This is a genomic window from Pseudomonas putida group bacterium ESBL64 (assembly GCF_045277175.1).
Lineage (GTDB): Bacteria > Pseudomonadota > Gammaproteobacteria > Pseudomonadales > Pseudomonadaceae > Aquipseudomonas > Aquipseudomonas alloputida.
The window spans coordinates 264440-290451 of record NZ_CP145799.1; the positions used below are offsets into that span (position 1 = coordinate 264440).

23 protein-coding genes and 2 pseudogenes are annotated in these 26012 nt (G+C 62.5%); 13 read left to right on the top strand and 12 right to left on the bottom strand.

What is annotated here, in order from left to right; genetic code table 11:
* Nucleotides 1-74: 74 nt before the first annotated feature.
* Together V6093_RS01270 and V6093_RS01275 are read right to left on the bottom strand one after the other, a co-directional pair.
* Entirely contained in the window at nucleotides 75-1052 is a 978-nt protein-coding gene (locus V6093_RS01270) for a LysR family transcriptional regulator (protein WP_258230050.1), read from the bottom strand.
* Complete coding sequence (locus tag V6093_RS01275) at nucleotides 1030-1653, bottom strand: glutathione S-transferase family protein (RefSeq protein WP_003250753.1); 624 nt, start codon at nucleotides 1651-1653, stop codon at nucleotides 1030-1032. Before V6093_RS01275 ends, V6093_RS01270 begins: the two co-directional genes overlap by 23 nt.
* 198 nt (nucleotides 1654-1851) lie before the next feature.
* Here V6093_RS01275 and V6093_RS01280 point away from each other — a divergent pair, with 198 nt between their 5' ends.
* From V6093_RS01280 to V6093_RS01295, 4 genes are all read left to right on the top strand, one after another.
* Nucleotides 1852-2154, top strand: a complete 303-nt coding sequence (locus V6093_RS01280; RefSeq protein ID WP_014860864.1) for a DUF3077 domain-containing protein — start codon at nucleotides 1852-1854, stop codon at nucleotides 2152-2154.
* Nucleotides 2155-2233: 79 nt separating this feature from the next.
* Nucleotides 2234-2956: a hypothetical protein gene (locus V6093_RS01285; protein WP_041168472.1), complete on the top strand. Its 723-nt coding sequence runs from the start codon at nucleotides 2234-2236 to the stop codon at nucleotides 2954-2956.
* A gap of 126 nt (nucleotides 2957-3082) precedes the next feature.
* Entirely contained in the window at nucleotides 3083-4009 is a 927-nt protein-coding gene (locus V6093_RS01290; RefSeq protein WP_003250758.1) for a LysR family transcriptional regulator, read from the top strand.
* A gap of 167 nt (nucleotides 4010-4176) precedes the next feature.
* The gene (locus tag V6093_RS01295) at nucleotides 4177-4953 is read left to right on the top strand and encodes an SDR family oxidoreductase (protein WP_088512764.1); all 777 of its coding nucleotides are present in this window, start codon (nucleotides 4177-4179) and stop codon (nucleotides 4951-4953) included.
* A gap of 11 nt (nucleotides 4954-4964) precedes the next feature.
* Here the strand turns inward: V6093_RS01295 and V6093_RS01300 are convergent, their stop codons facing one another.
* Complete coding sequence (locus V6093_RS01300) at nucleotides 4965-5519, bottom strand: WYL domain-containing protein (RefSeq protein ID WP_014860861.1); 555 nt, start codon at nucleotides 5517-5519, stop codon at nucleotides 4965-4967.
* Between the two features lie 78 nt (nucleotides 5520-5597).
* Between V6093_RS01300 and V6093_RS01305 the strand changes: the two are divergent.
* Nucleotides 5598-5807: pseudogene (locus tag V6093_RS01305) on the top strand (Zn-dependent hydrolase); the annotation flags it as partial.
* A gap of 8 nt (nucleotides 5808-5815) precedes the next feature.
* Here the strand turns inward: V6093_RS01305 and V6093_RS01310 are convergent.
* The 3 genes from V6093_RS01310 to V6093_RS01320 all read right to left on the bottom strand — a co-directional run bounded on the left by V6093_RS01310 (nucleotide 5816) and on the right by V6093_RS01320 (nucleotide 9596).
* On the bottom strand, nucleotides 5816-6091 hold the full coding sequence (locus V6093_RS01310; RefSeq protein WP_080756753.1) for a hypothetical protein: 276 nt from the start codon (nucleotides 6089-6091) through the stop codon (nucleotides 5816-5818).
* The gene (locus V6093_RS01315; protein ID WP_406669675.1) at nucleotides 6088-7821 is read right to left on the bottom strand and encodes an S-type pyocin domain-containing protein; all 1734 of its coding nucleotides are present in this window, start codon (nucleotides 7819-7821) and stop codon (nucleotides 6088-6090) included. Before V6093_RS01315 ends, V6093_RS01310 begins: the two co-directional genes overlap by 4 nt.
* 350 nt (nucleotides 7822-8171) lie before the next feature.
* Nucleotides 8172-9596, bottom strand: a complete 1425-nt coding sequence (locus tag V6093_RS01320; protein WP_003250769.1) for a PLP-dependent aminotransferase family protein — start codon at nucleotides 9594-9596, stop codon at nucleotides 8172-8174.
* Nucleotides 9597-9920: 324 nt separating this feature from the next.
* On the opposite strand from V6093_RS01320, the gene V6093_RS01325 reads away from it, so the two are divergent.
* Nucleotides 9921-11333, top strand: coding sequence for an amino acid permease (locus tag V6093_RS01325; protein WP_019438828.1), 1413 nt, complete (start codon nucleotides 9921-9923; stop codon nucleotides 11331-11333).
* 3 nt (nucleotides 11334-11336) lie between these two features.
* On the opposite strand, the gene V6093_RS01330 is transcribed toward V6093_RS01325, so the two are convergent.
* A complete protein-coding gene (locus V6093_RS01330) occupies nucleotides 11337-11516 on the bottom strand; it encodes a hypothetical protein (RefSeq protein ID WP_014860860.1) in 180 nt (59 codons plus the stop codon).
* Between the two features lie 114 nt (nucleotides 11517-11630).
* Between V6093_RS01330 and tam the strand changes: the two genes are divergently transcribed.
* Nucleotides 11631-12407, top strand: a complete 777-nt coding sequence (gene tam / locus V6093_RS01335) for a trans-aconitate 2-methyltransferase (RefSeq protein ID WP_003250773.1) — start codon at nucleotides 11631-11633, stop codon at nucleotides 12405-12407.
* Here tam and V6093_RS01340 read toward each other — a convergent pair.
* Both V6093_RS01340 and V6093_RS01345 read right to left on the bottom strand, forming a co-directional pair.
* Complete coding sequence (locus V6093_RS01340) at nucleotides 12397-12768, bottom strand: DUF2784 domain-containing protein (protein ID WP_047603951.1); 372 nt, start codon at nucleotides 12766-12768, stop codon at nucleotides 12397-12399. The two genes, tam and V6093_RS01340, sit on opposite strands and share 11 nt — an antisense overlap.
* Before the next feature lie 157 nt (nucleotides 12769-12925).
* Nucleotides 12926-13795: a LysR substrate-binding domain-containing protein gene (locus V6093_RS01345; RefSeq protein WP_003250776.1), complete on the bottom strand. Its 870-nt coding sequence runs from the start codon at nucleotides 13793-13795 to the stop codon at nucleotides 12926-12928.
* Between the two features lie 243 nt (nucleotides 13796-14038).
* On the opposite strand from V6093_RS01345, the gene V6093_RS01350 reads away from it, so the two are divergent.
* The 5 genes from V6093_RS01350 to V6093_RS01370 all read left to right on the top strand — a co-directional run bounded on the left by V6093_RS01350 (nucleotide 14039) and on the right by V6093_RS01370 (nucleotide 20215).
* Nucleotides 14039-15355 carry an MFS transporter gene (locus tag V6093_RS01350; RefSeq protein WP_012052837.1) on the top strand — a complete coding sequence of 439 codons (1317 nt, stop codon included), beginning with the start codon at nucleotides 14039-14041 and terminating at the stop codon, nucleotides 15353-15355.
* Nucleotides 15356-15369: 14 nt separating this feature from the next.
* Nucleotides 15370-16761, top strand: a complete 1392-nt coding sequence (locus V6093_RS01355) for an FAD-dependent oxidoreductase (protein ID WP_108078830.1) — start codon at nucleotides 15370-15372, stop codon at nucleotides 16759-16761.
* A gap of 97 nt (nucleotides 16762-16858) precedes the next feature.
* The gene (locus V6093_RS01360) at nucleotides 16859-17572 is read left to right on the top strand and encodes a YebC/PmpR family DNA-binding transcriptional regulator (protein WP_004575404.1); all 714 of its coding nucleotides are present in this window, start codon (nucleotides 16859-16861) and stop codon (nucleotides 17570-17572) included.
* Nucleotides 17573-17709: 137 nt separating this feature from the next.
* A complete protein-coding gene (locus V6093_RS01365; protein WP_108078831.1) occupies nucleotides 17710-18654 on the top strand; it encodes a LysR family transcriptional regulator in 945 nt (314 codons plus the stop codon).
* Between the two features lie 148 nt (nucleotides 18655-18802).
* Nucleotides 18803-20215 (top strand): DOPA decarboxylase, encoded by a 1413-nt coding sequence (locus V6093_RS01370; RefSeq protein ID WP_047603948.1) that lies wholly within the window; start codon nucleotides 18803-18805, stop codon nucleotides 20213-20215.
* A 113-nt stretch (nucleotides 20216-20328) separates the two neighbouring features.
* Here the strand turns inward: V6093_RS01370 and V6093_RS01375 are convergent, their stop codons facing one another.
* Nucleotides 20329-21702, bottom strand: a complete 1374-nt coding sequence (locus tag V6093_RS01375) for an MFS transporter (protein WP_003250787.1) — start codon at nucleotides 21700-21702, stop codon at nucleotides 20329-20331.
* Between the two features lie 289 nt (nucleotides 21703-21991).
* On the opposite strand from V6093_RS01375, the gene quiC reads away from it, so the two are divergent.
* Nucleotides 21992-23899, top strand: coding sequence for a 3-dehydroshikimate dehydratase QuiC (gene quiC / locus V6093_RS01380; protein ID WP_003250790.1), 1908 nt, complete (start codon nucleotides 21992-21994; stop codon nucleotides 23897-23899).
* Nucleotides 23900-23967: 68 nt separating this feature from the next.
* On the opposite strand, the gene V6093_RS01385 is transcribed toward quiC, so the two are convergent.
* Nucleotides 23968-24636, bottom strand: coding sequence for a class I SAM-dependent methyltransferase (locus tag V6093_RS01385; protein WP_332729117.1), 669 nt, complete (start codon nucleotides 24634-24636; stop codon nucleotides 23968-23970).
* An 11-nt stretch (nucleotides 24637-24647) separates the two neighbouring features.
* Nucleotides 24648-25999, bottom strand: a pseudogene (gene chrA, locus V6093_RS01390) (chromate efflux transporter).
* Between the last annotated feature and the right edge of the window lie 13 nt (nucleotides 26000-26012).

Genomic DNA, 26012 nt, shown 5'->3' on the forward strand with positions numbered 1-26012 from the left:
CATCAGCACCGGCTTTGCCGCCCAGTGATGCAACCGCCATGCGTTGGCGGCCCTGTCGCGACCCGAGGCCGGCTCTACAGGCCGCCAGATAGCTGCTCCACCAGAAAGTCCACAAACACCCGCACCCGCGCCGGCATCGCCGGGCCGCCGACGAACACCGCATGAATCGGTTCCCGATCACCCGGGTTGTAAGCCTCCAGCAACGGCACCAGTTGCCCGTTGGCCAGGTCATCGGCCACGGTAAAGGTGCCGATACGCGCCACGCCGGCGCCCAGCCTGGCCAGCTGCGCCAGCGCTTCGCCGCTGCTGCATTCGATATTCCCTTTAACCTTCAGTGAGAACGTATGCCCGTCGCGGTGAAACGGCCAGTCGGGCACCGCGCGGCGGAAGTTGAAGCGCAGGCAGTTGTGCCGGGCCAGGTCTTCAGGTTCAAGCGGGGTACCGTGGCGTTGCAGGTAATCGGGCGAGGCCACCACTACCTGGCCGGTCTCGCCAATGGCGCGAGCGCTCAACGAGCTGTCCGGCAGGTGACTGAAGCGCAGCGCGACGTCGGCCTGGCCGCCGAGAATGTCGGCCACCTCGTCGCTGAGGGTCAGGTCAACCAGCACTTGCGGGTAGCGTGCGCTGAAGGCCGCCAGCAGCGGCACTACGGTCAACCGGGCATGGCCCAGCGCAGCGCTGACCCGCAAGCGCCCGCGTGGCACACCTTGGTCAGTGATGGCTTCTTCCACTTCCAGCATGTCCGCCAGCACCCGCCGTGCGCCGCGCAGGTAGGCCTCTCCCTCGGGGGTGAGGGTGAGCGCCCGGATCGTGCGCAGCAGCAGGCGGGTACCCAGGCGCTGTTCGGTGCGGGCGAGAATGCGGCTGACCGCCGAGGGCGTCAGGCCTAGCGCTCGGGCGGCAGACGCTGGTGCTGGTGCTGCTGTTTGCCTGGCGTGGGCGAGGGGGGCTAGCCGGGCGGCAGGTTGCGGTGTAACAGGCCGGAACCTTGGGGCGCCTTGCGCCCCTCGATACACTTCCTTGCGGGTACTACGGGGTACCGTTTCGGCCATGCAGGTGATAGGCAGGGCGCTCGCTCAGGCGCTCGTAATAATCGCGCACCGCGGGCAGGTGCGGGTGCTCGAACGGCGTTTCGAACCAGCGGTTGACCGACAGGCCGATCGGGATGTCGGCCAGGGTGAACTGGCTGCCGGCCACATAGGCACCGGTGCCGGCCAGCTGGCGGTCGAGGATGCGCATGTAGCGTGACCACTCGGCACAACCGGCAGCCAGTGCTTGCGGGTCCTGGTGAGCGGGCGAATGCCTGACCAGCGACATGAACGCGTAGCTCCAAGAGCGGTTGAGGTCCGAGGCCTGCCAGTCGATCCACTGGTCGATCCGCGCCCGCGCCTGGGCCTCGCCGGGATAGAACGCGGTGGCGCCGTAGCGGCTGGCCAGGTAGCGGATGATGCTATTGGATTCCCACAAGGTGAAGTCGCCGTCCTGGATCACCGGAACCATGGCGTTGGGGTTCAGCGCGAGAAACTCGGTGCTGTCCGTGGCCTTGAAGCCGGAACCCCAGTCTTCGCGCTCGAACGCGATCTCGAATTCGGCGCAGGCCCACAGGACTTTTCGCACATTGATGGAAGAGGCTCTTCCCAGTATCCGCAGCATGGTGTTCGTCCTTGTGTGGGGGAGGTTGATCGTCCGCCACTGCCGGGGGCGGGTCAAGGGGGCTGAGCGGGGGCTCGGCGCTCCCTGTGCAGGGTTCTTGTAGTCCATTTCCTAAAGTGACCCTTTCCACCCCTTTGTCATTGTAATGGGGTAGGCAGCGGCCTAGCCTCGGCAAGCGCCTAACCTTGAGGAATGGACATGGACAGCGAAACGCCGAAAAACAGCAGCAAGCCCTATGTCGTGCAAGCCGCGAGCCGCTTTGGCAACAGCGATGCCGAACTGGTGCAAATGAAACCGCAACTGCCAATACGCACCGCACTGATGGAAGCTTCGGGCATCATGGGCTGCATCACCGAGATCACCCGCAAGGCCATCGACAGGCCTGACGACCGCCAGGTGATGATGAAGGCCACGTACTACCTGGCCGGGATGGCCAAGTCACTGATCGACGGCCAGCTGCTGCAGATGCGTCAGGCGCGCGAAGGCGGGGGCGAAGCCTAGCCAGGCTTGCCTGGGGGGCGCGAACTTGGCACCCTTGGGCGGTTTTAATCGTCTGTAACACGACAGAAGGAAGCATGCATTGAGCTGGGACAAGGTGGGGAAGCTTCTCGTCGCCGTGCTGATCGGCCTGATGGTCCTGTTGGCCGCCTACGCGTTGCTCAGGGGCAATCCGCGCCTTGAGGCGTCACTGACCTATGCCTACCTCACTTACCCCAGCCAGTTCAGCGAGCGGATCAGCAAGGCCAGCGAACAGCTGAAGTATGAGCAGTTGCAGGGGCAAATCAACGGTATCGTTCAAGGCCAGCTGGGCCATGATCAGGTCGAGCGGCTCATCGAAATGGCGCAGGCCCCTTATGCCCAGCTGTTCGCCAAGCCTTTCGAGGCCGGGCTGGTCGACCACCGTGCCGGCCTGCTGATCGAACTGCACAACAGCGGTGATGCGCAGGTCCGGCAGGTGAAAATCCGCCTGCCAGCCAAGGGCCTGGTGCAGGTGCGCGATGCTGCCGGCAACGATACGCTGCTGGAAACCGCCATCGCCCAGGTTGATATCCCGGCCATCGAGCCAGCTGGCACCTGCAAGGTGTGGGTGTATTTCGATGCCGACTACTCGCAGATCCGCCATGGCGGGGTCAGTATCAGCCATGCCGATGGTGAGGCCAATGTGCAGGTGTACCGCGAAGTCATCGGTTTTCCGGCCATGGTGGCCCGTTACAGCCGTGAGCTGATGATACTGCTTGGCATACTGGCGGCCAGCGTACTGGGCTTGGCCTATGCCTGCCTGGCGCGTCGTGTTCCGCGGTAAAACAGCCTGCAGAAAAATGCGTGCATGCGTTCTGCGATCAAGGGTCATTTGCTGAAAACGCAACACGCCCCCGCAGACGACCCTCTATAGTGCTCGGCATGACGAAACCCCTGCCGAGCCTGCCTGATGATTCCTTCTCTGGACGCCATTTTTTCTCGCCTGCGCCTGCGCCAGTTGCGCTTGCTGATTGAGCTGGACCGCTGTGGCTCGCTGCACAAGGCAGCTGAAGCCATGGCCATTTCCCAGCCCGGCGCCACCAAGGCCCTGCGCGAGGTCGAGGAGGTGCTGGGCGTACCGTTGTTCCAGCGAATGCCCAGCGGCCTGGTTGCCAACGAGGTGGGCCGCTGCGTGGTGCGCTACGCGCGGCTGATCCACAGCGACCTGGGGCATCTGCGCGAAGAGGTGTTGGGCATCGTCCAAGGCCAGGGCGGGCGGCTGGCGGTGGGCAGTATCATGGGGGCGATGCCCACACTGGTCAGCGCCCTCGGGCGCTTGCGCCGCAAACAGCCGCAACTGGCAGTGGAAATTGCCGAGAATACCAGCGCCAACCTGCTCGCCCAGCTGGACGAAGGGCGCCTGGACCTGGCCATCTGCCGACCAGGGCTGGGCCGCAACGCGGCGGAATATGGCTTTGTCGAACTGGCCCAGGAGCCGCTGGCGGTGGTCGCGCATCCGCAGCATCCGCTGGCCGGGGCGGCGGCACTCAAGATCAGCGACCTTAGCCATTATCGCTGGGTGGTTTATCCGGCCAACATGCCCATGCGCCAAGCGCTGGAACGCGAGTTGAGCGAGGCTGGGGTGGCGGTGTCGCGTTATCCGCTGGAGACCTTCTCCACCTTCGCCACCTTCATGCTGCTTGAAGATGACCCGACGTTGGTGGCGGTCATTCCCCGTGCAGTGGCGGCCTTTGCCGAGCAGCGCGGGTTGCTGGTGTCGCTGGCGGTGCCGCTACGGGCGCTGAGCGAGCCGTTCGGCATCGTGCACCGGGTCGCGGCGCCGTTATCGCCTGCGGCACGATTGCTGGTGGAGGAACTGACGGCGGGTGAAGTGTGACGCTACCCCTCTATTTCCAGCCCGTTGTCGAAGCGCTGGTAGGGATAAGCGGCGGTTATCGGTGGATCAGTTCTTTTCATTATCGGTGGCCCTGTCCTGTGCTCTAGATTGCCCCGGCAGTGCCTGTCAGTCACCCTGTAACCCTGATTGCATCTAGGAGCAAACCAATGGATCTAGGCATCACCGGCCGCTGGGCCATCGTCTGCGCGGCCAGCCAAGGCCTTGGCAAAGGCTGCGCCGAAGCGCTGGGCAAAGAAGGCGTCAACCTGGTCATCAATGCCCGTACCCAGGCCACCCTGGAGCAGACCGCCAGCGAGTTGCGCAGGGCCTGCCCGGGCATCGAGGTCCATACCGTGGCAGGTGATGTGGCCGATCCCAAGGTGCGCCAGGCGCTGTTGGCGGCCTGCCCGCAGGTCGACATTCTGGTCAACAACGCCGGTGGCCCGCCACCGGGGGACTTCCGTGATTGGGGGCGTGATGACTGGCTGAAGGCGCTGGACGCCAACATGCTCACGCCCATCGAGCTGATCAAGGCGGTGGTAGATGGCATGGCCGAGCGTGGGTTTGGCCGGGTGGTGAACATCACCTCCGGCGCGGTGAAGGCACCGATCGACATGCTGGGTTTATCCAACGGTGCCCGCAGTGGCCTGACCGGATTCATTGCCGGCCTGGCCCGGCAGCAGCGCCTGGCGGGCCGCAATGTGACACTCAACAACCTGTTGCCTGGGGCGTTCGACACGGCGCGCCTGCAAAAGACCTTGAAGGCTGCGGGTGGTGATGTGGAAGTCACTGCCCAGGCGCGGCGCAAGGCCATTCCGGCGTCGCGTTTTGGCGAAGCCGCGGAGTTTGGCGCGTATTGCGCATTTCTGTGCAGTGCGCATGCCGGGTACATCACCGGGCAGAACCTGCTGATCGATGGCGGGGCGTATCCAGGAACCTACTGACGCCGTTGGCGCTATTGCTTGCAGCCGCCTTCGCCCTCATGCAGCGCCAGGCTCTGGCGCAATTGTTCAATCATGGCCGCACGTAGTGCCTGCGGCGCCTGGATGCGGATCGAGCCCGCCTGGGACAGCAGCCAGCCCATCAGCGCGCGGTTGTCGTCGACGGTGGCCACCAGCGCGGCGCCGCCGCCAGCCTGCGGCGTCAGTTGCATATCGACGGACAGGGGTGACTGTTCCAGGCGGCGGGCCAGCGCGTCATCGACCCAGGCATACAGTACAACGTGTGTCGGGGGGGTAAGTGCGTCGGGTTGCAGCTGCTGCGCTTCGCCCAGGCTCAAGCCCGGTTGCCAGTACCAGCCATAAGGCATGCCTTTACTGTTGCACTGTAGCGGGAACAGTGCGGCGAGCTCCACCAGGTCGCGCTCGACGGTGCGTTTGCTGGTGGAATGGCCCACGGTTGTCAGGGCCGCCTGCAACTGAGTGGAGCTCATGCCTGGGTGGCGGCCGGGCAGTAACTTGAGCAGTTGCCACTGGCGGGCGATGGTGTGGCGGGTCGGGTGGCTGGGCAAAGGGCTCGTCCTTGAAGACAGGCACCAAGCCTGCCTGGGTAGTGGCGTTTAGCTATTGCCTAGCATACCTCGTCACAAGATGGGATCCAAGTTGTGGCGATTGGCCTCGGTCAAGTGGTGCGTCGTCTGAGCGACCTGGACATCCAAACCCGCAAGTCACTGGAAATTGCCGAATGGACCAACGAGGAGGGCGCGCGCTTCATCCCGGCCATGTTCGGCTCGGCGGTGTTCACCGGCAGCCTCGCCGACGAACTGCACCGCACCGGGTACGCCGGCCAACGCCCGCTGGTGTGCTGTCAACTTTGATTGAAAGTGTACTTATTTTCGAGCATGAATTTTGGTGCCGTCCATTTTGGACCTTTCACATATCCACCGGCTTTTTGTTCAATCAAGCCGTCGCTCGTCATTCTTCTGATCAGTTCGATGAGGCCAATGCAGTCACCTAGGTGAATCCAATTATTCTGGGTGTAAAGCCTGTCTAGTTGCGGGTGGGAGATGCCAGTACCTCTGGTGAAAAATAAAATTACATCCGTAGGAGATTCGTTTTTAATTACATCGTGAATGGTATTCATGGATTTTCCCGCTCAAGCTGGATTGCGTCTGCTTCTAGCGCTTCCGCTGTATATAATAGCTCGGCGTCTGATCCAAGCTGATAGTCTTCCAAAGTGGCTGCGTGAGTATTGTTCCAAGTCTCGCCGCCATCAGTTGGTAGAATTTTATCAGCAATACCAAGGGCGCGGAAGCGCTCAAGCTCCCTTATTTCATGTGTGAAAAATCGCTTGTCGATGTCGGTGGCTTGTAGTTTGCTTTGTAGGATTTTTTCGAGCCTATCTATCATGATTTTGTTCGCGTCTGAAGGCGGGAATCGACTAGTGTGTAATTTGACTAACTCGACACCGCCTGCTGTGATCCGGGCTTTTCTCCAATCCATTCGCTCGATTGGTCCCCCGGCTTTATCCGGGTTGTAGGGGCGTCCGCTGTAAGTCCCTATGGTTGTCGCGCCGGGATAGGGAGAATTGAAAACTACGTACAGTGGCGGTAGGCCAGACTCTGGCGGGAAGCAGTAGATGCAGTCTTTATAATTCGGTGGCTCATGGGCAGGGAGTGGTGTCGCTTCTGACCATGCTTTTCTGAGGTTGACTCCCTCATAGGGATCTGAGGGCATCGGGATAATGGGGGTTGTAGTTGATGATCCACTTTCGGTATGAATGGGAAAGCTAAGCCTGATTGGGAAATCACTCGATGGGACCCATGTGTAGCTATTGCTTTCTTCGTCCATTATCAGGGGGCGTACGGGTATCTCTTTTTCCGCATGGGTAGCATTTCCTTTATCCGTAAGTGTATACGTGTCGAGCGTGGCATGAATCCGGAATGGGGATTCGAAAGACCCATGTTTAAGCGAGATGTCATGAATGTTGTCAGGTAGCTCAGGAATGAGTAGTTCAGCAGGTATGCTCAGGGCTGATTCATGGTACAAATCTGCGTTCCCTAGTTCCGCTGAATAAAAAAATACCCCAATACCCAGTCTGAAAATTGGCGTGGCAGTAAGGCCAGGCCATTTGAGTCTCTGTATTCCGTCAAATAGCGCGCTTTGAAGGTTTTCGGTTGTTGATAGGGTGGTTAGTGTTGAGCTAAGTTGAATTGTGGAGTTAAGATTTAAAGTGATGGATTTGTTGTTGTCTTTTAAATTATTTTCTCGTAATGTTCTTATTGCTTTAGGGTGGAACTCTTTGAATTCATTTCGGACTTTCTCAAGGCAGCATCTTAGCACTATTTCAATTTGCGCGGCAGTAGCAGCGCTCATTAAATAATACAGCTCCTCCTCAAGCCAATAAAAATTGTGTCCATCCTCTGCTAATTCGTTTGCGGTTACTTCAACATTCAGGCCTATGTCATTGATGCTTGAGGCATAGAGGTCTACTGCCATATATCTATTGAGAGGGTGAGATGTTTTTTTGTTAATTTTATTATAAAGAAATAGCAAAAATTTCTTTTTGGCGTAATTATGATTTATCTGGTCCGGGTGTAATTTTTTTATGTTTGAATAATTTTTAGCTAAATACGTTTCAAGTCCGGGGGTATCGGATGGGCGAGTCGCCTCGATTTCCTTTATTAGATTTATTGCAATCCGTGCTGCGTTGGTGCGAAGCGCTTCTGTCGATAGCGAGGCTATGTTTGGCGGTACTATAGGCAGTGTGCATGGGGTGTCCCATGAAAGGATTTTTTCGAAGTCATAGCTGAAAGGTTCTGCTGAGTATATTTTTTGCAGTTCAGCGCTCGTTAAGGTTTTTCGAGAGGTCACGTCTATTTCCAGTGAGGCGGATTTGAGACGGGAAGTATTGGAGCGCGTGTCGTAGAGGCTGCAGATGGAATTGATTCAGGGCTGCCGTGCGCGTTAGAGCCTGTGACTACAAGGAGCAGGTGCAGGAAAGTGACTGGGGGTAGGAAGCAGGTTTGAACTGTGTGATCAAAGAAGTTAAGAAGAAGTGTTGTGCCAGAGCGCCAAGTGCCAGGAATATTTGGGGCGACAGGAGCAAGCGCGAAGGGGGTGATGGAGCCAATAAGTGCATGCCACAACATCTTCAACGCCTGTGAGATGTCGTGGCGCGTGGGCGGCGCTCGATCCCACAGGCGGTGCAATGTCGTGGCGAACTACATCCCACCCCGGCGCACATGCTTGACGAAGACCTTCTCCAACAACTCCCACATCGCCGGGTCCGTACTGAACGCCACGTTGAAGCGCATCCACCCGGTCGCTTTGGCGTCGACCATGAACAACTGCCCAGGCCCAAGCATGATGCCTTTCTCCAGCGCATCGTCCAGCAACGCGGCACTGTCCGGAATGGCCGGGTGGCGGGTCCAGATGTACATGCCTTCATCCGATTCGGTAAACAGTTCGAAGCCTAATCGATGCAGATGCCGGCCAACTTCCTGGTGCGCCTCGGCCAGCCGCTGGCGCAGGCGCTTGAGGTGCTTACGCCAGCGGCCGTCGATGATCGCGGCGTACACCACGCGCTCCATCACCTGCGAAGTGGTCAGGCCCGAACGCATTTTCAGGTGCAGCAGTTTCTGCATCAGCTCAGGATTGGCCAGCATGTAGCCGACCCGCACGTTGGGCGAGATGCTCTTCGAGTAGCTGCCCACGTACACCACCTGCTGCAGGTGATCGAGGCTGGCCAGGCATGGCTGCGGCTCGGCGACCATGTCGGCGTACAGGTTGTTCTCCACCAGGCGGAAGCCATGCTGGCTGGCAAGCTGCAGCAGGCGGTGCAACTGCGGCAGCGGGGTGCGCGAGCACGTCGGGCTGTGCAGGTGCGGCTGGGTGAAGAACGCCGTCGGGCGGTGGTGGGTGAGCAATTGCTCCAGCTGGTTCAGGTCGTAGCCGGCCGGGGTGCGCGGCACGCCTACCAGGGTTGCGCCTTGGGTGCGCAGAATGCTCATGAGGTTCGGGTAGCCGGGGTCGTCCACCAGCACCACATCGCCCGGCCGCACCAGTGTGCGTGCGGCCAGGTCCAGGGCCTGGCTGGCGCCGTGGGTGAGCATCAGCTGTGCCGGGTTGGCGACGATCGACAGCTCTTGTTGCAGGTTCTGTGCGGTCAGCGCACGCAGCTCCATCAGGCCCATGGGGTCGCCGTACCCCGACAACTCCAGCGGGCTGCCGGCCACCTGGCGCAGGCCGCGGCGCAGGCCGTCTTCGTACATCCAGTCGTTGGGCAGCCAGCCGCACCCCGGTTTGTACGGCAACTGGCGGATTTCGAAAATCTGCTGCAGGTACCACTCGGAGTTGAACGTTGGTCGACTGGTGTCGGCCTCGGTGTTGTGCTGCTCCAGCAGTTCGCCCGCCGCACGGTTGACGAAGAACCCCGCATTGCCACGGCTCACCAGCAGCCCCTGGGCGACCAGGCGGTCGTAGGCCTCGACCACGGTGAAAGTACTCACCGAATAGCTGGCGGCAAAGGCGCGGATCGACGGGACCTTGGCGCCTGGCTTGAGGGTTTGGTTGTCGATCAGCTCGCGCAGCCCATCGATGATCTGGTTGACCAGCGGGGTTGAGGAGTCTGGATGTAATTCGAACATTCGGGGCCTTCAGGGTGCGTATCGCCTGGCGTCTGCAGGGTGTACTGCATGGGCGACCTATACAGTGCAGTGCGAGATTCATGCCACTGTGCATGGCTCTCTGCGTCGGACATTTTTACATTAGGTGTCGGATATCGCCACATAAAGCATGTTCAGTTCGCCTCAGGCAGTCGCTCTGGGGCGCGTCAGCAGGCCGCCATGGAAGGCCTGCGTGTGTAATTCACACCATCCTGCCCGCATTAGCACTGATGTACAGGTGAAATCGCCAGCCATCGGGATTTCACAGTTTTCCTTGGATAAGAAGAAGCACGGGGTACACAACTGATGGACGCAACATCCACAACCACCACCGCGAAAAGCGGGCACGAGAGCAAGCTCAGTGCCTCGCTGAAGTCGCGCCACCTGACGATGATGTCGATCGCCGGGGTTATCGGCGGCGCCTTGTTCGTCGGTTCCGGCAGCGTGATCCACAGCGCCGGCCCAGCCGCTGTCCTGGCCTACCTGGCAGGCGGCATCCTGGTGGTGCTGATCATGCGCATGCTGGGTGAAATGGCGACTTCCTCGCCTGACACCGGCTCGTTCTCAACCTACGCCGACCGCGCCATTGGCCGTTGGGCCGGTTTCACCATCGGCTGGCTGTACTGGTGGTACTGGGTCATTCTCATGGCCTGGGAAGCCTATGTGGCGGGCAAGATCCTGCATGGCTTCTTCCCCGACGTTAGCGTCAACGTGTTCGTGCTGGCCACGACCCTGTTGCTGATCACCGTCAACTTCTTCAACGTCAAGCACTACGGTGAGTTCGAGTTCTGGTTCGCCTTGATCAAGGTGATTGCGATCGTCTGCTTCCTGATCGTGTGTACCGCTGCCGTGATGAACATCTGGCAGTTCGGTGAAGTGCGTGGCATCAGCCACCTCACCGCCGAAGGCTTCATGCCCAACGGCATCACCACTGTGATCGGTGCCTTGCTCGGGGTGATGTTCGCCTTCCTCGGTGCCGAGATCGTCACCATCGCCGCTTCCGAAGCCAAGGACCCGGCTGCGCAGATCGTCAAGGCGACCAACTCGGTGGTCTGGCGTGTGTGCCTGTTCTACGTCGGCTCGATCTTCCTGATCGTCTGCCTGGTTCCGTGGAACGACCCGCACCTGGGTGTTTCTGGCTATGGCGCCTATCGCCGTACCCTGGAGCTGCTGGGCGTGCCGTATGCCGAGCTGCTGATGAACTTCGTGGTGCTGACTTCGGTGAGCAGCTGCCTGATCTCGGGCCACTACACCGCTTCGCGCATGCTGTTCTCCCTGGCCCAGCGTGGCGATGCGCCGTCGTTCTTCAAGATCACCCGCGCCGGTACCGGTGTACCGGTGTACGCGATCATGGGTTCGTGCGCCGTGGCCGTGGTGTGTGCATTGATCAACTTCAGCGAGACCCTGCGCCCGAAAGACGTGCTGGACACCCTGATGAACACCACCGGCATGATCGCCCTGCTGGTGTACCTAGTTATCGCCTTCTCGCAGCTGCGCATGCGCCGCAAGCTGATTGCCGAGGGCAAGGAAGTACGCCTGAAGATGTGGCTGTTCCCGTGGCTGACCTACCTGGTGATCGCGTTCATCGTGGCTGCCCTGGTCACCATGGCCTTCATGCCTGACTACCAGATTCTGGTCATTTCCACCGGTATCGCTGCGGCGGTCGTGGTGGTGATGGGTGTGGTGCACCAGATCCGCTCTGGTAGCAAGCAGCACTAAGCGTCACTCGCGTCTGGAAACGGCCGGCTCCCTTGGGGACCCGGCCGTTTCGCGTTGTTGGGCCTGGGCTTTTTCTGCAGGCATGTGGAAACCTTGGTTCATCCACGGTGAACCGAGCAGGGCGGCCGCAGCGATCAGGGCCAGGATGGCGAGGGCGATGTAGGTCTTCAAGGGCGTGCGCATGCAAGGACTGACTTCAAGCAGAGGTGATCAGTTCCGGGGTAATCCGTTCGCAACCGTCCCGCCGGGCGACAGATGGCATATGCTAGGCACATTGCCCGCCCAAAGGAGCCGCACATGGCCTGGTCTGCCAACCAGTATTCCCTGTTCGAAGACGAACGCACACGCGCCGTACGCGACCTGATTGCCGCCATCCCGCCACGGCCGGTGCGCCACGCCACCGACCTGGGGTGCGGCCCCGGTAACTCGACCGAAGTGCTGCTGCAACGTTACCCCGATGCCCAGGTGACGGCGCTGGACAGCGACCCGGACATGATCGACAAGGCCCGTGAGCGCAAGCGGCTGTGTATCCCGCGTGTGCGCACGGTCATTGCCGACATTGCCGGCTGGGCTGCCCCCGAGCCGCAGGACCTGATCCTGGCCAATGCCTCGCTGCAATGGGTACCTGACCACGCCTTGCTGTATCCGCACCTGGTGCGCCAGCTCAGCGAAGGCGCCAGCCTGGCCGTGCAGACCCCGGACAACCTCGACGAGCCGGCCCACCGGCAGTTGCGCGAGATCGCAAGCCAAGGCCCTTGGGCGGCGAAGTTCGCCGACTTGCAGCTACCCCCACGGCACAACGCGGCGTTCTACTACGACTTGCTCAGCCCGCTGTGCGCACGGGTGGATGTGTGGCGCACCACCTATCATCACCCGTTGATGGGGGGCGCCGAAGCGGTAGTGGAATGGTTCAAGGGCTCGGCGTTGCGGCCTTATCTGGCCAGGCTTGATGAGCAGGAGCAGGCCGACTTCCTGCAGATGTACCTGCAGGCCATGCAGCGCGATTATCCGCCGGCCTCTGATGGCAAGGTCCTGTTGCCCTTCCCGCGGTTGTTCGTGATCGCTACCCGCTAGGGCGGCGCCAGCGCCAGGCCACGTAGCTGTAGATGCCGAGGTTCAGCGCCAGCACGAGTGTGCCCAGCAGCAGTTGGATCTGCGGGGTCAGGCCGGTGGGGTAGATCAGTGGCCAGACGTAGTGCTCGACGAAGCTGCCCTGGTAACCGGCGTCACCGGCGGCATTGCGCATGCGGTTTTCCCAGGTGGTGAGCGGGCAGCCCAGGTGCAGGCACTCCACCGCCAGGCCCCAGGCCAGGGCCGGCAAGTGCAGCAACAGGGCAGGGCGCCAGCGCAGCACCAGCAGCCCGCCGAACAGCACCAGCAGGATGAAGGCCAGGTGCAGCAGCACCAGGGTGTCGGCGGCAAGGCGGTAGAGCATGGGGTGGGCGCCCGGGGATTGGGGTTATCCCAGCATAGTCGGGTTGCCTGATCTGGCCCCTTCGCGGGCTCGCCCGCTTCCGCAGCATCACCACAGGTTCCGGATGCTGCGCAGGATCTGTGGGAGCGGGCGAGCCCGCGAAGGGGCCAGCACAGGCCTACACCCCTTCCTCGACCATCTGCAGGAAAGTCGCCACCACCCGGCGTGTACGCTGCTCGCTCAGGCACACCAGGGTCTCGGTCAAATGCCGCTGGCAATCGACAATCGGCAACGCACACACCCGCGCATCGGCACCGAACTCCGCCGCCGACACCACGCCCACACCAATCCCTACCACCACCGCTTCACGCGCCGCTTCCCGGCCCTCCACCTGGATCGCTGCGCGTATCCGCAGGCCGGCACGTTGCATCTCTTCTTCCAGCGTTTGCCGCGTTACCGAGCCGGGCTCGCGCAGCACCAGTGGCGTGTCGTCCAGGTCGGCCAGGCTGATCGAGCCACGGCTGGCCCATGGGTGGTGGTGGGAAACGAACGCCACCATCGGGTCACGACGCAGCGGCAGGCAATGCAGGCGCTCATCGTCGACATCCCGCCCCAGCAGGGCCAGGTCGGCCTGATAGCTGAACAGCCGCGCCAGCGATTCGTCGGTATTGCCCGTTTCGATCTTCACCTGGATACCCGGATAACGCTGGCAGAAGCGGGCGATCTGCGGCAGCACGTGCACCGGCGCATCCACTGCCAGCACCAGGCTGCCGGTGTGCAGCGCACGCGAGTCGTGCAGCAGCTCTTGTGCCTCGGCCTCGCAGGCGAACAGGCGCTGGCTGATGCCCAGTAGCCGCTCGCCAAGGTCGGTGAGCTGCACCGAGCGTTTGTTGCGGTGGAACAGCAATACGCCGAAGCGCTCCTCCAGTTTGCGCACCTGATCGGACACCGCAGGCTGGGTAAGAAACAGCCTTTCAGCGGCGCGGGTAAAGCTGCCGTGCACGGCCACCGCGTGGAAAGCCTTGAGTTGAGCGTGGGAAACCGACATGACGACCTCAGTAACAAGCTGGGCTTATGTGTGTAATACGATAAATCGATTTTATTTATCTTACAGCAACTGTTTCCATGGATTTCAGCCCGACGCTGGCACCACGAATGCCGCCAGGGCCATGGCGCTCACACGGCGCCACCTGACCCGATGACAGCCTCGTCATCGCTGTGCGTAACACAAGAACAAGACAGGCGTTTCTTCACATTCTGCCGGCACACTTGAGCAAGAGGTCAGACTTACATGAACCAATCCCTAGCCGCGTTCAAACGCTGGCGCATCCAGATTTTCGCCATCACCTGGCTGGCTTACGCCGCCTTCTACTTCACCCGCAAAGCCTTCTCGGTGGCCAAACTGGGCATCGCCGAAGACCCAGGCTTCATGCTCGACAAGGCCGCCATGGCCAACCTGGACGCCATCTACCTGGCCGCCTATGCCGTGGGCCAATTCACCTGGGGCATGCTTGCCGACCGCTTCGGCCCGCGCGTGGTCGTGCTGGGCGGGTTGCTGATTTCTGCGGCGGCGGCAGTGGTGATGGGCAGTTACGCAACCTTCCCGATCTTCGCCACCTGCATGCTGGTACAGGGCCTGGCGCAATCCACCGGCTGGGCCGGCTTGTGCAAGAACATCGGCAGCTTCTTCCCGGCTTCGCAGCGCGGGCGGGTGCTGGGCCTGTGGAGTTCCTGCTATGCCTTCGGCGGCCTGGTGGCCTCGCCGTTCGCGGGCTGGTGGGCCTACACCCTGGTGGGCACCTGGCATGCGGCGTTCTTCTCCAGCGCGGCAGTGGTGGCGCTGGTGGCGGTGCTGTTCTTCTTCCTGCAGCGCAACAAACCCGAGGACGTCGGCTTGCCGGCGGTTGAGCCCGAGCCGCAAAGCATGGCCCCGGCCGACAACCTGTGCAGCGTGTGGGCACCCCTGCGGGAAATCTTGCGCAACCGCACGGTGTTGACCCTGGGCCTGGCGTATTTCCTGCTGAAGCCGGCGCGCTACGCCATCTTGCTGTGGGGCCCTGTGATCGTCTTCGAGCAGATGCCCTCGGTGGGCAAAGTGGGCGCGGCAATCATCCCGACTGCTTTCGAACTGGCCGGGCTGCTTGGCCCGATCATGATCGGCCTGGCCTCCGACAAACTGTTTGGCGCCCGGCGCATGCCGGCCTGCGTGATCAGCCTGGTGCTGCTGACCGTGACACTGGCGGCGTTCATGGCGGCCATGCACACCGGCAGCGTGCTGCTGGTGGTGGCCTTGCTGTTCGTCATGGGCCTGACCCTGTACGGGCCGGACTCGATGATCAGCGGCGCTGCAGCCATCGACTTCGGCACCGCCAAGGCCGGCGCCACCGCAGCAGGTTTCGTCAACGGCTGTGGCTCGGTGGGCGCGGTGCTGGGCGGGCTGCTGCCGGGTTACTTCGACGGCGTCACGGTGTTCATCGTGTTCGCGGGCTGCGCGCTGTTCTCGGCGCTGGTGTTGCTGCCGCACTGGAACAGCCGCCCGGCCAGCAGCGCGCAAGGCACCGACGTGGCACCGAACACCAGCATGGCAATCAAGCCACTGCGTACTTAAAGGAAAGCGAGCGAATGAGACCCTTCTGGCTGCAACAGGCCCTGGATTCGGCGCAGGAGGCGGTATGCCCGCCGCTGAAAGGCGATACCCGTTGCGATGTGTGCATTGTCGGCGGCGGCTACACCGGCCTGTGGACGGCGCTGATGCTCAAGGAAGCGGTACCGGCCCTGGATGTGGTGCTGATCGAGGCCGACATCTGTGGTGCCGGAGCCAGCGGCCGCAATGGGGGCTGTGCGTTGTCCTGGTCGGCCAAGTACTTCACCCTCGAACGCCTGTTCGGGGCGGCGGAGGCGGTGCGGCTGGTACGCGAGTCGGAGCGCAGCATCGCAGACATCGGTGTGTTCTGCGCGGCCAATGGCATCGACTGCGACTACCGCCTGGACGGCACGCTGTACACGGCCACCAACGCAGCGCAGGTCGGTGCCACCGACGCGGTGATCGCCGCGTTGGAGCACAAGGGCATCAACTCGTTCTGCCGCTTGCCGCTGGAGCAGGTGCAGCGCCTGGCCGGTTCGGCACGGCACCTGGAGGGCTGGTTCTCGCCGGCCGCCGCCACCGTGCAGCCTGGCAAACTGGTGCGCGGCCTGCGCCGGGTGGCCTTGCAGCGCGGCGTGCGGCTCTACGAAGGCACCGCCATGACCGGCCTGGAGCACGGCGCCCCGGTGCAGGTACGCACGGCCCACGGCACGCTGCGCGCCGACCGTGTCGTGCTGGGCCTCAATGCCTGGATGGCGCGCGTCTTCCCGCAGTTCGAGCGCAGTGTGGCGATCGTTTCCAGCGACATGGTCATTACCGAACCGTGCCCCGAGCTGCTGCGCCAGATCGGCCTGGACAGCGGCATCAGCGTGCTCGACTCGCGTATTTTCGTGCACTACTACCACAACACCTCCGATGGCCGGCTGATGCTCGGCAAGGGCGGCAACACGTTTGCCTATGGCGGGCGCATGTTGCCGGTGTTCGACCAGCCGTCGCCGTATCGGCGGTTGCTGCGCGAAAGCCTTGGCGGCTTTTTCCCGGCCTTGGCCGAGGTGCCACTGGCGGCCAGCTGGAACGGGCCGTCGGATCGCTCGGTAACCGGCCTGCCGTTCTTTGGTCGGTTGGACGGGCAGGGCAACGTGTTCTACGGCTTTGGTTACTCCGGCAGCGGTGTTGGCCCGTGCCACATGGGCGGGCAGATTCTTTCGTCGCTGGCGCTGGGGCTGGACAACCCGTGGACCCGGTCGCCGCTGGTCAAAGGGCCGCTGGGGCTGTTCCCGCCCGAGCCGATCCGCTACCTGGGCTCGCTGATGGTGCGCAATGCCATCCGCCGCAAGGAGCAGGCCGAAGATCGTGGTGTGCGCCCGCGAAGGCTGGACGTGCGGTTGGCGCGGTTTGCCGCGGCGGCGGGCAAAGCCGATAAAGGCTGATGAGATTTCTTGTCGATCCCATGCTCGAGGGCGTATAAAATGCACCCACTTTTGGCCGGTCGCTTCCTGAACCGGCCGCTGAAACAAGAGAGTCGACATGGGCGCACAGTGGAAAGCCAAACATAGAGAAACAGCGGCCAATGCCAAAGGCAAGATCATGGGCAAGCTGTCCAAGGAAATCCAGATCGCGGCCAAGTCGGGTGCCGATCCCGACATGAACCCGCGCCTGCGCCTGGCCATCGTGCAAGCCAAGAAAGCTTCGATGACCCGCGAGACCCTGGATCGGGCAATCCGCAAGGGCGCTGGCCTGGACGGTGATGCCGTGCAATACCATGCGGTGAGCTATGAAGGTTTCGCACCGCACCAGGTACCGCTGATCGTCGAGTGCCTGACCGACAACATCAACCGCACTGTCGCGCAGATCCGCGTGCTGTTCCGCAAGGGCCAGCTGGGTGCCAGCGGTTCGGTAGCGTGGGACTTCAACCATGTAGGCCTGATCGAAGCCACGCCTGCGAGCGCTGACGCTGATCCGGAAATGGCCGCGATCGAAGCCGGTGCCCAGGACTTCGAGGAAGGTGAAGAAGAGGGCTCGACCCTGTTCATCACCGACACCACCGACCTGGACGCGGTGCAGAAGGCCCTGCCAGAGCATGGTTTCACCGTGACTGCGGCAAAAATCGGCTACACCCCTAAAAACCCGGTAAGCGCGGCCAGCCTGAGTGCTGAAGCGTTGGCCGAGGTCGAAGCGTTCCTCGAGGCGATCGACGAGCACGATGACGTGCAGAACGTCTATGTTGGCCTGACCGAGTAATCGTCGGGGCCGCGTTGCGGCCTGTTCGCGGGCAAGCCCGCTCCCGCAGGTTTTTCACGATGCTGAACGATGTGAGAACCCTGTGAGAGCGGGCTTGCCCGCGAGAGGGCCCTTGAATTCCACCGCAGGGAGCCTGCATGAACCCCACCTTCGCCTCCCTCAGCCTCGCCCACCTGCGTACCCTCGACCACCTGTTGCAGCTTAAAAACCTCAGCCACGCGGCCGAGCGCCTGGGTGTCAGCCAATCGGCCCTGAGCCGCCAGTTGGCCCACCTGCGCGAAGCCTTCGATGATCCATTGCTGGTGCGCCAAGGGCGTGGTTACGTGCTTAGCGAACACGCCGAAGCCCTGGTCGAGCCTTTGCGCCAGGTGCTCGAAGAACTGCACGCGCTGCGCCAGCCCGCCATCTTCGACCCGGCGCGTTGCGAGCGGCGGTTCTGCCTGGCCGCTTCGGACTATGTGGCCGAGCACATGCTGCCGCTGCTGGTGGCGGCGCTGGAGCGCGAAGCGCCAGGTGTGTCGCTGGAGTACCGCACCTGGCAGGCCGGCCAGTACGCCTTGCTGGCCAGCGGAGAAATCGACCTGGCGACCACCTTGTTTGACGAGTCGCCGCCCAACCTGCATGGACGGCTGCTGGGTGAGGACCGCGCGGTATGCCTGATGCGCCAGGATCACCCGCTGGCCGCGCAGGCCGCGCTCAGCCAGGCCGACTACCTGGCGTACAAGCATGTGCGCATTTCGGGCGGTGGCGACAAGGACAGCTTCATCGACCGTCACCTGCGTGCACAGGGCCTGCAGCGGCGGGTCAGCCTGGAAGTGCCGTTCTTCTGCGCCACGGTACAAGTGATTGCCAACAGTCAGGCAGTGGCCACGGTCCCCGAGCATATTGCCCGGCAGTTGTGCCGTTTACATCACCTGGACTGGCGGCCACTGGGCTTCATTGACCACAGCCAGCGCTATTGGGTGGTGTGGCACCAGCGCCTGCAGGCTTCGGCCGAGCACCGCTGGTTTCGCAACCGGGTGTTCGAGCTGTGGCGCCAGTCGCAGTTCGGGGTGCAGGGCGGGCATGCGGGTTCGCCATAGCAGCTATGCGTGAAGCGGGGTTATTCGGCTGGGGATAGGTGCCTAGACTGGGACATTGTGTTGATTGTGCGGCTTCTTCGCGGCTGTAGGCGCGGGTTTACCCGCGAAAGGGCCAGCACAGGCAATGGATAACCCCAGGAGAGCTAGCGTGACCCCCGAACAATTCCGCCAGTACGGCCACCAACTGATCGACCTGATTGCCGACTACCGCCAGACCGTGGGCGAACGCCCGGTCATGGCCCAGGTCGAACCTGGCTATCTCAAGGCCGCCTTGCCCGCAACTGCCCCTCAACAAGGCGAACCTTTCGCGGCCATTCTCGACGACGTCAATAACCTGGTCATGCCCGGCCTGTCCCATTGGCAGCACCCGGATTTCTATGGCTATTTCCCTTCCAATGGCACCCTGTCCTCGGTGCTGGGGGACTTCCTCAGTACCGGTCTGGGCGTGCTGGGCCTGTCATGGCAATCCAGCCCGGCCCTGAGCGAACTGGAAGAAACCACCCTCGACTGGCTGCGCCAGTTACTTGGCCTGTCTGCCCAGTGGAGTGGGGTGATCCAGGACACTGCCTCGACCAGCACCCTGGTGGCGCTGATCAGTGCCCGTGAACGCGCCACTGACTACGCCTTGGTACGTGGTGGCCTGCAGGCCGAGCCCAAGCCTTTGATCGTGTATGTCAGCGCCCACGCCCACAGCTCGGTGGACAAGGCTGCACTGCTGGCAGGTTTTGGCCGCGACAATATCCGCCTGATCCCCACCGACGACCGCTACGCCCTTCGCCCAGAAGCACTGCAGGCGGCGATCGAACAGGACCTGGCTGCCGGCAACCAGCCCTGCGCCGTGGTTGCCACCACCGGCACCACGACGACCACTGCTCTCGACCCGCTGCGCGCGGTGGGCGAAATCGCCCAGGCCAATGGGCTGTGGTTGCACGTTGATTCGGCCATGGCCGGCTCGGCGATGATCCTGCCCGAGTGCCGCTGGATGTGGGACGGCATCGAGCTGGCCGATTCGGTGGTGGTCAACGCGCACAAATGGCTGGGTGTGGCCTTCGATTGCTCGATCTACTACGTGCGCGATCCGCAGCACCTGATTCGCGTGATGAGCACCAATCCCAGCTACCTGCAGTCGGCGGTGGATGGCGAGGTGAAGAACCTGCGCGACTGGGGCATTCCGCTGGGCCGTCGGTTCCGTGCGTTGAAGCTGTGGTTCATGTTGCGCAGCGAGGGTGTCGATGCATTGCAGGCGCGGCTGCGGCGTGACCTGGATAATGCCCAGTGGCTGGCGGGGCAGGTCGAGGCGGCGGCGGAGTGGGAAGTGCTGGCGCCAGTGCAGCTGCAGACCTTGTGCATTCGCCATCGACCGGCGGGGCTTGAAGGGGAGGCGCTGGATGCGCATACCAAGGGTTGGGCCGAGCGGCTGAATGCATCCGGCGATGCTTATGTGACGCCGGCTACACTGGACGGGCGGTGGATGGTGCGGGTTTCGATTGGTGCGCTGCCGACCGAGCGGGGGGATGTGCAGCGGCTGTGGGCACGTCTGCAGGACGTGATCAAGGGCTGAAGCCTTCGCGGGCAAGCCCGCTCTCAAGGGATCGCATCAGGGCTGAAGCCTGTACGGTACCTGTGTGAGCGGGCTTGCCCGCGAAGGGGCTGCAAAGCAGCCCCTGCAATCTATCAGTGGCTCACCGCCTGAAAGCTACCTTTACGGCTGGCTTCATAGGCAGCCTTTTCCATCGGCTTGGCGTCTGGGTTGCCCAGGTCGTCCATCGCCAGGCGGTGGGTTTCCGGGGCAATGTAGGCCGCCAGGGCGCACACGCCGGTGATGAAGAAGGCCAGCCCACCGACTACCAGCGGAATGTTGTCCGAGCCCGGCGGAGCAACCATTGCGAACAGCGCGGGCAGCATGGCGGTCAGCATGGTGCCGATGTTCTGCGCGATGGCCATGGCCGTAACGCGGTAGCGGGTGTGGAACAGCTCTGGGTAGAAGCTTGGGAACACCGCGTTGTAACCCTGGTAGACCATGCCCCACATGACGATCGAGGCGGCGAACGCCATCGGCACGTTCTGGATGCTGATCGCATACAGGTAGACGAAGGCCAGCAGGCCAGAGCCCAGGCAGCCAGCGATCATGGTCGGGCGACGGCCGATCTTGTCCGACAGGTTGCCCACGAACGGGATCACCAGCACCGCGACGATGTTGCCGACCACCGGAATCCACAGGTACACGCTCTTGTCGAAGCCGATGCCATACGCCGGCTGCACCGCGTAGGCCGCACCGAAGATGGTGGCCACGACCGGGATCACGTTCATCAGGGCCATGAACATCACCAGCACCATGTGCTTCCAGCTGTGGCGGAAGGCTTCGCTGATGGGCGACTTGACAACCTTGTCCTGTTTCTCTTCTTGAACGAACGCCGGGGTTTCGTGCACTTCCTTACGGATGATGAAGCCGGCAATCAGCACGATGGCGCTCATCAGGAACGGAATGCGCCAGCCCCATTCGGTAAAGGCTTCGCTGGGCATGAAGTACGCCAGTGGCAGGAATACCGCCGCCGCCAGTACCTGGCCCGCTTGCACACCTTGCAGGGTGAAACTGGCGTAGTAGCCTCTTCGGCCAAACGGCGCGTGCTCCATGATCATCGAGCTGGCACCGGAAATTTCCCCGGCCACGGCAAAGCCCTGGATCAGGCGCAACACCACCAGCAAGGCCGGTGCGAGGTAGCCGATGTCGTGGTAGGTGGGTAGCAGGCCGACAGCCATGGTCGACAGGCCCATCAGGAACATGCACAGCAGCAGTACGTTCTTGCGACCGCGGGTGTCACCCCAGTGGCCCAGTACGAAGGCGCCGATCGGGCGTGCCAGGTAGCCCACGCCATAGGTGGCCAACGAGGCAATGATGGCCATTTTCGGGTCGGTGTTAGGGAAGAAAATCTGCGGGAAAATCAGCGCAGCGGCCTGGGCGTAGATGAAGAAGTCGTAGTACTCGAGTGCCGAGCCTATCCATCCACTGGCGGTCGCTTTCTTTGCTTGCGAGCTGGAGTGAGCCATCGTTGTCTCCGTTGTTATTGTTGTTTGCGCAGGTTCCGCCAGAGGTTATGCCAAGGCAGGAGGCAACGGTCGGTGTGCCTGCGTCTGTGGTCCATGTTGACCACGGGCCCGCGGTCTAGCAATTCGCTAAAACGGGTTTTGTGCGATAATCGAACGCAAAACTAACCATTCCGTACAAAGAGATTGAAGCGACGACTTTACCTGCGAATAATCGATCGTGCCATAAACTGTAACAGGGGTTGTTTGCCCGAATGGCACCGTATTCTTCCAACAACAAGGAACTCCCGCCATGCAGCGTTCGATCGCTACCGTGTCCTTGAGCGGCACTCTGCCGGAAAAGCTCGAAGCCATCGCCGCCGCCGGTTTTGACGGCGTCGAGATCTTCGAGAACGATCTGCTCTATTACGCTGGCAGCCCGCGCCAGGTGCGCCAGATGTGCGCCGACCTGGGCATTGCCATCACCTTGTTCCAGCCTTTCCGCGACTTTGAAGGCTGCCGCCGTGACCGTCTGCAGAAAAACCTCGACCGCGCCGAACGCAAGTTCGACCTGATGCAGGAACTGGGTACCGACCTGGTGCTGGTGTGCAGCAACGTCCAGGCCGATGCCCTGGGTGACGAGCAACTGTTGGTCGACGACCTGCGCCTGCTGGGCGAACATGCCGGCAAGCGTGGCCTGCGCATTGGTTACGAAGCGCTGGCCTGGGGCCGCCACGTCAACACTTACCAGCAAGTGTGGAACCTGGTGCGCCAGGCCGACCACCCGGCACTCGGGGTGATCCTCGACAGCTTCCACACCTTGTCGCTCAAAGGTGACCCCAGCGCGATCCGCGACATCCCCGGCGACAAGATTTTCTTCGTGCAAATGGCCGATGCGCCGATCCTGGCCATGGATGTGCTGGAGTGGAGCCGCCACTTTCGCTGCTTCCCGGGGCAGGGCGAAATGGACATGGCCGGTTTCCTCGCGCCGATCCTCGCCACGGGTTACCGTGGCCCGCTGTCGCTGGAAATCTTCAACGACGGCTTCCGCGCCGCACCGACCCGGCAGAATGCCGCCGACGGCTTGCGTTCGCTGCTGTACCTCGAAGAGCAGACCCGCTTGCGCCTGGAGCAGGAAAACACGCCGATCGAACCTGGCGTGCTGTTCTCCCCGCCGCCGGCCAGCGCTTATGACGGCGTGGAGTTCCTGGAGTTCGCGGTCGACGAAGCCGTCGGCGCGCGCCTGGGCAACTGGTTGAAGCGCCTGGGCTTTGCCGAAGCCGGCAAGCACCGCAGCAAAGAAGTGCAACTGCTGCGCCAGGGTGATATCAACATTGTGCTGAACGCCGAACCGTATTCCTTTGGCCACAACTTCTTCGAGGCCCATGGCCCGTCGCTGTGCGCCACTGCGCTGCGGGTCAAGGACCAGCAAGCGGCCCTGAAGCGGGCCACCGCCTTCCGTGGCCAGCCGTTCCGCGGCCTGGTCGGCCCCAATGAATGCGAAGTGCCGGCGGTGCGTGCGCCCGATGGCAGCCTGCTGTACCTGGTAGAGCAGGGCACTGCCGGCCACACCCTGTACGACACCGACTTCAGCCTGGACAACAACGCAACCGCGACCGGCGGCCTGCGCCGCATCGACCACATGGCCCTGGCCTTGCCGGCCGAGTCGCTGGACAGCTGGGTGCTGTTCTACAAGAGTTTGTTCGACTTCGCCGCCGACGACGAAGTGGTGCTGCCCGACCCGTATGGCCTGGTCAAGAGCCGCGCCCTGCGCAGCCAGTGCGGCACCTTGCGCCTGCCGCTGAACATCTCGGAAAACCGCAACACCGCCATCGCCCATGCGCTGTCAAGCTACCGTGGTTCGGGTGTGCATCACATCGCTTTCGATTGTGACGACATCTTCCGCGAAGTGGCGCGGGCCAAGCTGGCAGGGGTACCGCTGCTGGAAATCCCGCTGAACTACTACGACGACCTGGCGGCGCGTTTCGATTTCGACGACGAGTTCCTCAGCGAACTGGCGTACTACAACGTGCTGTACGACCGTGACGCTCAAGGTGGCGAGCTGTTCCACGTCTATACCGAGCCGTTCGAGGAGCGTTTCTTCTTCGAGATCATCCAGCGCAAGGCGGGGTACGCCGGTTACGGCGCTGCCAACGTTGCGGTGCGCCTGGCAGCCATGGCCAAGGCCCGTAGCGGCGCGGCGCGCAAGCCGGTGCTGTAGTCGCCTGCACCGGCCTGTCTTGTGGGAGTGGGGTGAACCCTGCTTCCACAGGATTATTACGGCCCGATTCAGTGACGCTCAGCCACCATCAACAACGACTGCGGCACCGCGCTCTGCGGATGCTGCGGTTCCTGCAGACTGACCAGCCTCAACCCCGCCATGTCCACCGCATTCAGCCAGCTGGCCAGGGTGCGGAAATACCAAGGCATCGGTTGCCAATCCCCGGCAAACCCGGCAAAAGACTCCTCTCGCCAGCCATCCTGATAATCCCCGCCGGCCACGCTCCACGGGTGCAGGGTCTGGATCACCAGCGCACCGCCTGGCACCAGCAAAGTACGCATGGCCGACAACAGTTCAATGATGTCCTGGTGCAACAGCGCGAAGTTGGCGCAGATCACGTCATAGTCCTTGCCAACATGTACCTTCGCTTCAGCCAGCTGCGCATAGCTGGCCAGGTGCACCTCACCCGCGCCCGCAGCCTGCGCTGCATCCACCAGGGAGCTGTCGCCGTCGACGCCCACGGCCTCGATACCCCGGCTGGCCAGCGCGCGCAGCAGCCAGCCCTCACCGCAGCCCAGGTCGAGCACCCGTTCGGGCTGGCGGCCGAGGATGGCCAGCAGGATGGCCTGGTCGGTGACCTGGCGACGGCTTTCGATGGCGCCGCTGCGTACGGCGTCGATCCAGACTTGGGCGTTATGGTGCCAACTGTCGAGCAAGGCGTCTTCAGGGTTGCGCATGATCGGCTCCATCAGCGGAAAAGGTGAAGGGCAAGCCCGGCAACGGCGCAGCCGATCAACACGTGTATCACCCCGCGCTTGTAGCGGAACAGCGCCACAGCCGCCGCGAGCGCTATCACCGCCGAGGACCAGTGGAACGCGCCATCGAACCCGGCCGGCCACAGCACGTGGTAGCCGAAGAACAGCGCAAGGTTGAGGATTACCCCCACCACCGCCGCAGTGATCCCGGTCAGTGGGGCGGTGAACTTCAGTTCGTTGTGGGTCGACTCCACCAGCGGGCCTCCGGCGAGGATGAACAGGAACGAGGGCAGGAAGGTGAACCAGGTCACCAGGCTCGCTGCCACTGCGCCCGCGAGGAACGCCTGGTGGGCGCCGAACATCGGCTGCAGGTAGCCGCCGACGAAACCGACAAAGGCCACCACCATGATCAGCGGCCCGGGCGTGGTCTCGCCCAGCGCCAGGCCATCGATCATCTGCGTGGGCGACAGCCAGCCATAGTGGCCGACAGCCCCTTGATAGACATAGGGCAGCACCGCATAGGCACCGCCGAAAGTCAGCAGCGCCGCCTTGGTGAAGAACCAGCCCATTTGCGTCAGTGTGCCGTGCCAGCCAAAGGCCGCCATCAGCAGGCCCATGGGCAGAAGCCAAAGCGCTGCAACTGCCAGCAGCAAGGTCACCAGGCGGCCCCAGCTGAAGCGGGCGTGCGCGGGTATCGGGGTATCGTCGTCAATCAGCGCCGGGCGCTGGCGGGCCCTGGCGCGCTGTGGCCACCACCGGGCGCGAACTGTGCCGGCAGCAGCCGGCCACCGACATAACCCAGCAGTGCGGCCGCCAGCACGATCAGCGGGAAGGGGACGTCAAGCGCGAAAATGGCCACGAACGAGGCCGCGGCAATGGCCCATAACCAGCCGTTCTTCAGCGCCCGCGTGCCAATGCGGTGGGCGGCATGCACGACGATGGCGGTCACGGCCGGCTTGATCCCTTCGAAAATCCCGGCGACCACCGGTACTTCGCTCCAGGTCAGGTACACCCACGACAGGCCGATCAGGATGAACAGCGACGGGAGCACGAACAGAGCGCCGGCCATCACCCCGCCCCAGGTGCGGTGCATCAGCCAGCCGATGTAGGTGGCCAGTTGCTGGGCCTCGGGCCCGGGCAGCAACATGCAGTAGTTGAGGGCATGCAGGAAACGCCGTTCACTGATCCAGCGGCGCCGCTCCACCAGCTCCTGATGCATGATCGCAATCTGCCCGGCCGGGCCGCCGAAACTGACGAAACCCAGCTTCAGCCAGAACAGCAATGCCTGGCCCAGGCCGACAGAGGCGGGTGTTTGCCCGGCAGTTGCTTGCAGGTGTTCAGCCATGCGGTGTGCCCTT

Bases quoted from the DNA above. Each gene is read 5' to 3' on its own strand.
- V6093_RS01270 (WP_258230050.1), bottom strand. From the start codon at position 1,052: ATGGCCGAAACGGTACCCCGTAGTACCCGCAAGGAAGTGTATCGAGGG.
- V6093_RS01275 (WP_003250753.1), bottom strand. From the start codon at position 1,653: ATGCTGCGGATACTGGGAAGAGCCTCTTCCATCAATGTGCGAAAAGTC.
- V6093_RS01280 (WP_014860864.1), top strand. From the start codon at position 1,852: ATGGACAGCGAAACGCCGAAAAACAGCAGCAAGCCCTATGTCGTGCAA.
- V6093_RS01290 (WP_003250758.1), top strand. From the start codon at position 3,083: ATGATTCCTTCTCTGGACGCCATTTTTTCTCGCCTGCGCCTGCGCCAG.
- V6093_RS01295 (WP_088512764.1), top strand. From the start codon at position 4,177: ATGGATCTAGGCATCACCGGCCGCTGGGCCATCGTCTGCGCGGCCAGC.
- V6093_RS01310 (WP_080756753.1), bottom strand. From the start codon at position 6,091: ATGAATACCATTCACGATGTAATTAAAAACGAATCTCCTACGGATGTA.
- V6093_RS01320 (WP_003250769.1), bottom strand. From the start codon at position 9,596: ATGTTCGAATTACATCCAGACTCCTCAACCCCGCTGGTCAACCAGATC.
- V6093_RS01325 (WP_019438828.1), top strand. From the start codon at position 9,921: ATGGACGCAACATCCACAACCACCACCGCGAAAAGCGGGCACGAGAGC.
- V6093_RS01330 (WP_014860860.1), bottom strand. From the start codon at position 11,516: ATGCGCACGCCCTTGAAGACCTACATCGCCCTCGCCATCCTGGCCCTG.
- tam (WP_003250773.1), top strand. From the start codon at position 11,631: ATGGCCTGGTCTGCCAACCAGTATTCCCTGTTCGAAGACGAACGCACA.
- V6093_RS01340 (WP_047603951.1), bottom strand. From the start codon at position 12,768: ATGCTCTACCGCCTTGCCGCCGACACCCTGGTGCTGCTGCACCTGGCC.
- V6093_RS01345 (WP_003250776.1), bottom strand. From the start codon at position 13,795: ATGTCGGTTTCCCACGCTCAACTCAAGGCTTTCCACGCGGTGGCCGTG.
- V6093_RS01350 (WP_012052837.1), top strand. From the start codon at position 14,039: ATGAACCAATCCCTAGCCGCGTTCAAACGCTGGCGCATCCAGATTTTC.
- V6093_RS01355 (WP_108078830.1), top strand. From the start codon at position 15,370: ATGAGACCCTTCTGGCTGCAACAGGCCCTGGATTCGGCGCAGGAGGCG.
- V6093_RS01360 (WP_004575404.1), top strand. From the start codon at position 16,859: ATGGGCGCACAGTGGAAAGCCAAACATAGAGAAACAGCGGCCAATGCC.
- V6093_RS01365 (WP_108078831.1), top strand. From the start codon at position 17,710: ATGAACCCCACCTTCGCCTCCCTCAGCCTCGCCCACCTGCGTACCCTC.
- V6093_RS01375 (WP_003250787.1), bottom strand. From the start codon at position 21,702: ATGGCTCACTCCAGCTCGCAAGCAAAGAAAGCGACCGCCAGTGGATGG.
- quiC (WP_003250790.1), top strand. From the start codon at position 21,992: ATGCAGCGTTCGATCGCTACCGTGTCCTTGAGCGGCACTCTGCCGGAA.
- V6093_RS01385 (WP_332729117.1), bottom strand. From the start codon at position 24,636: ATGCGCAACCCTGAAGACGCCTTGCTCGACAGTTGGCACCATAACGCC.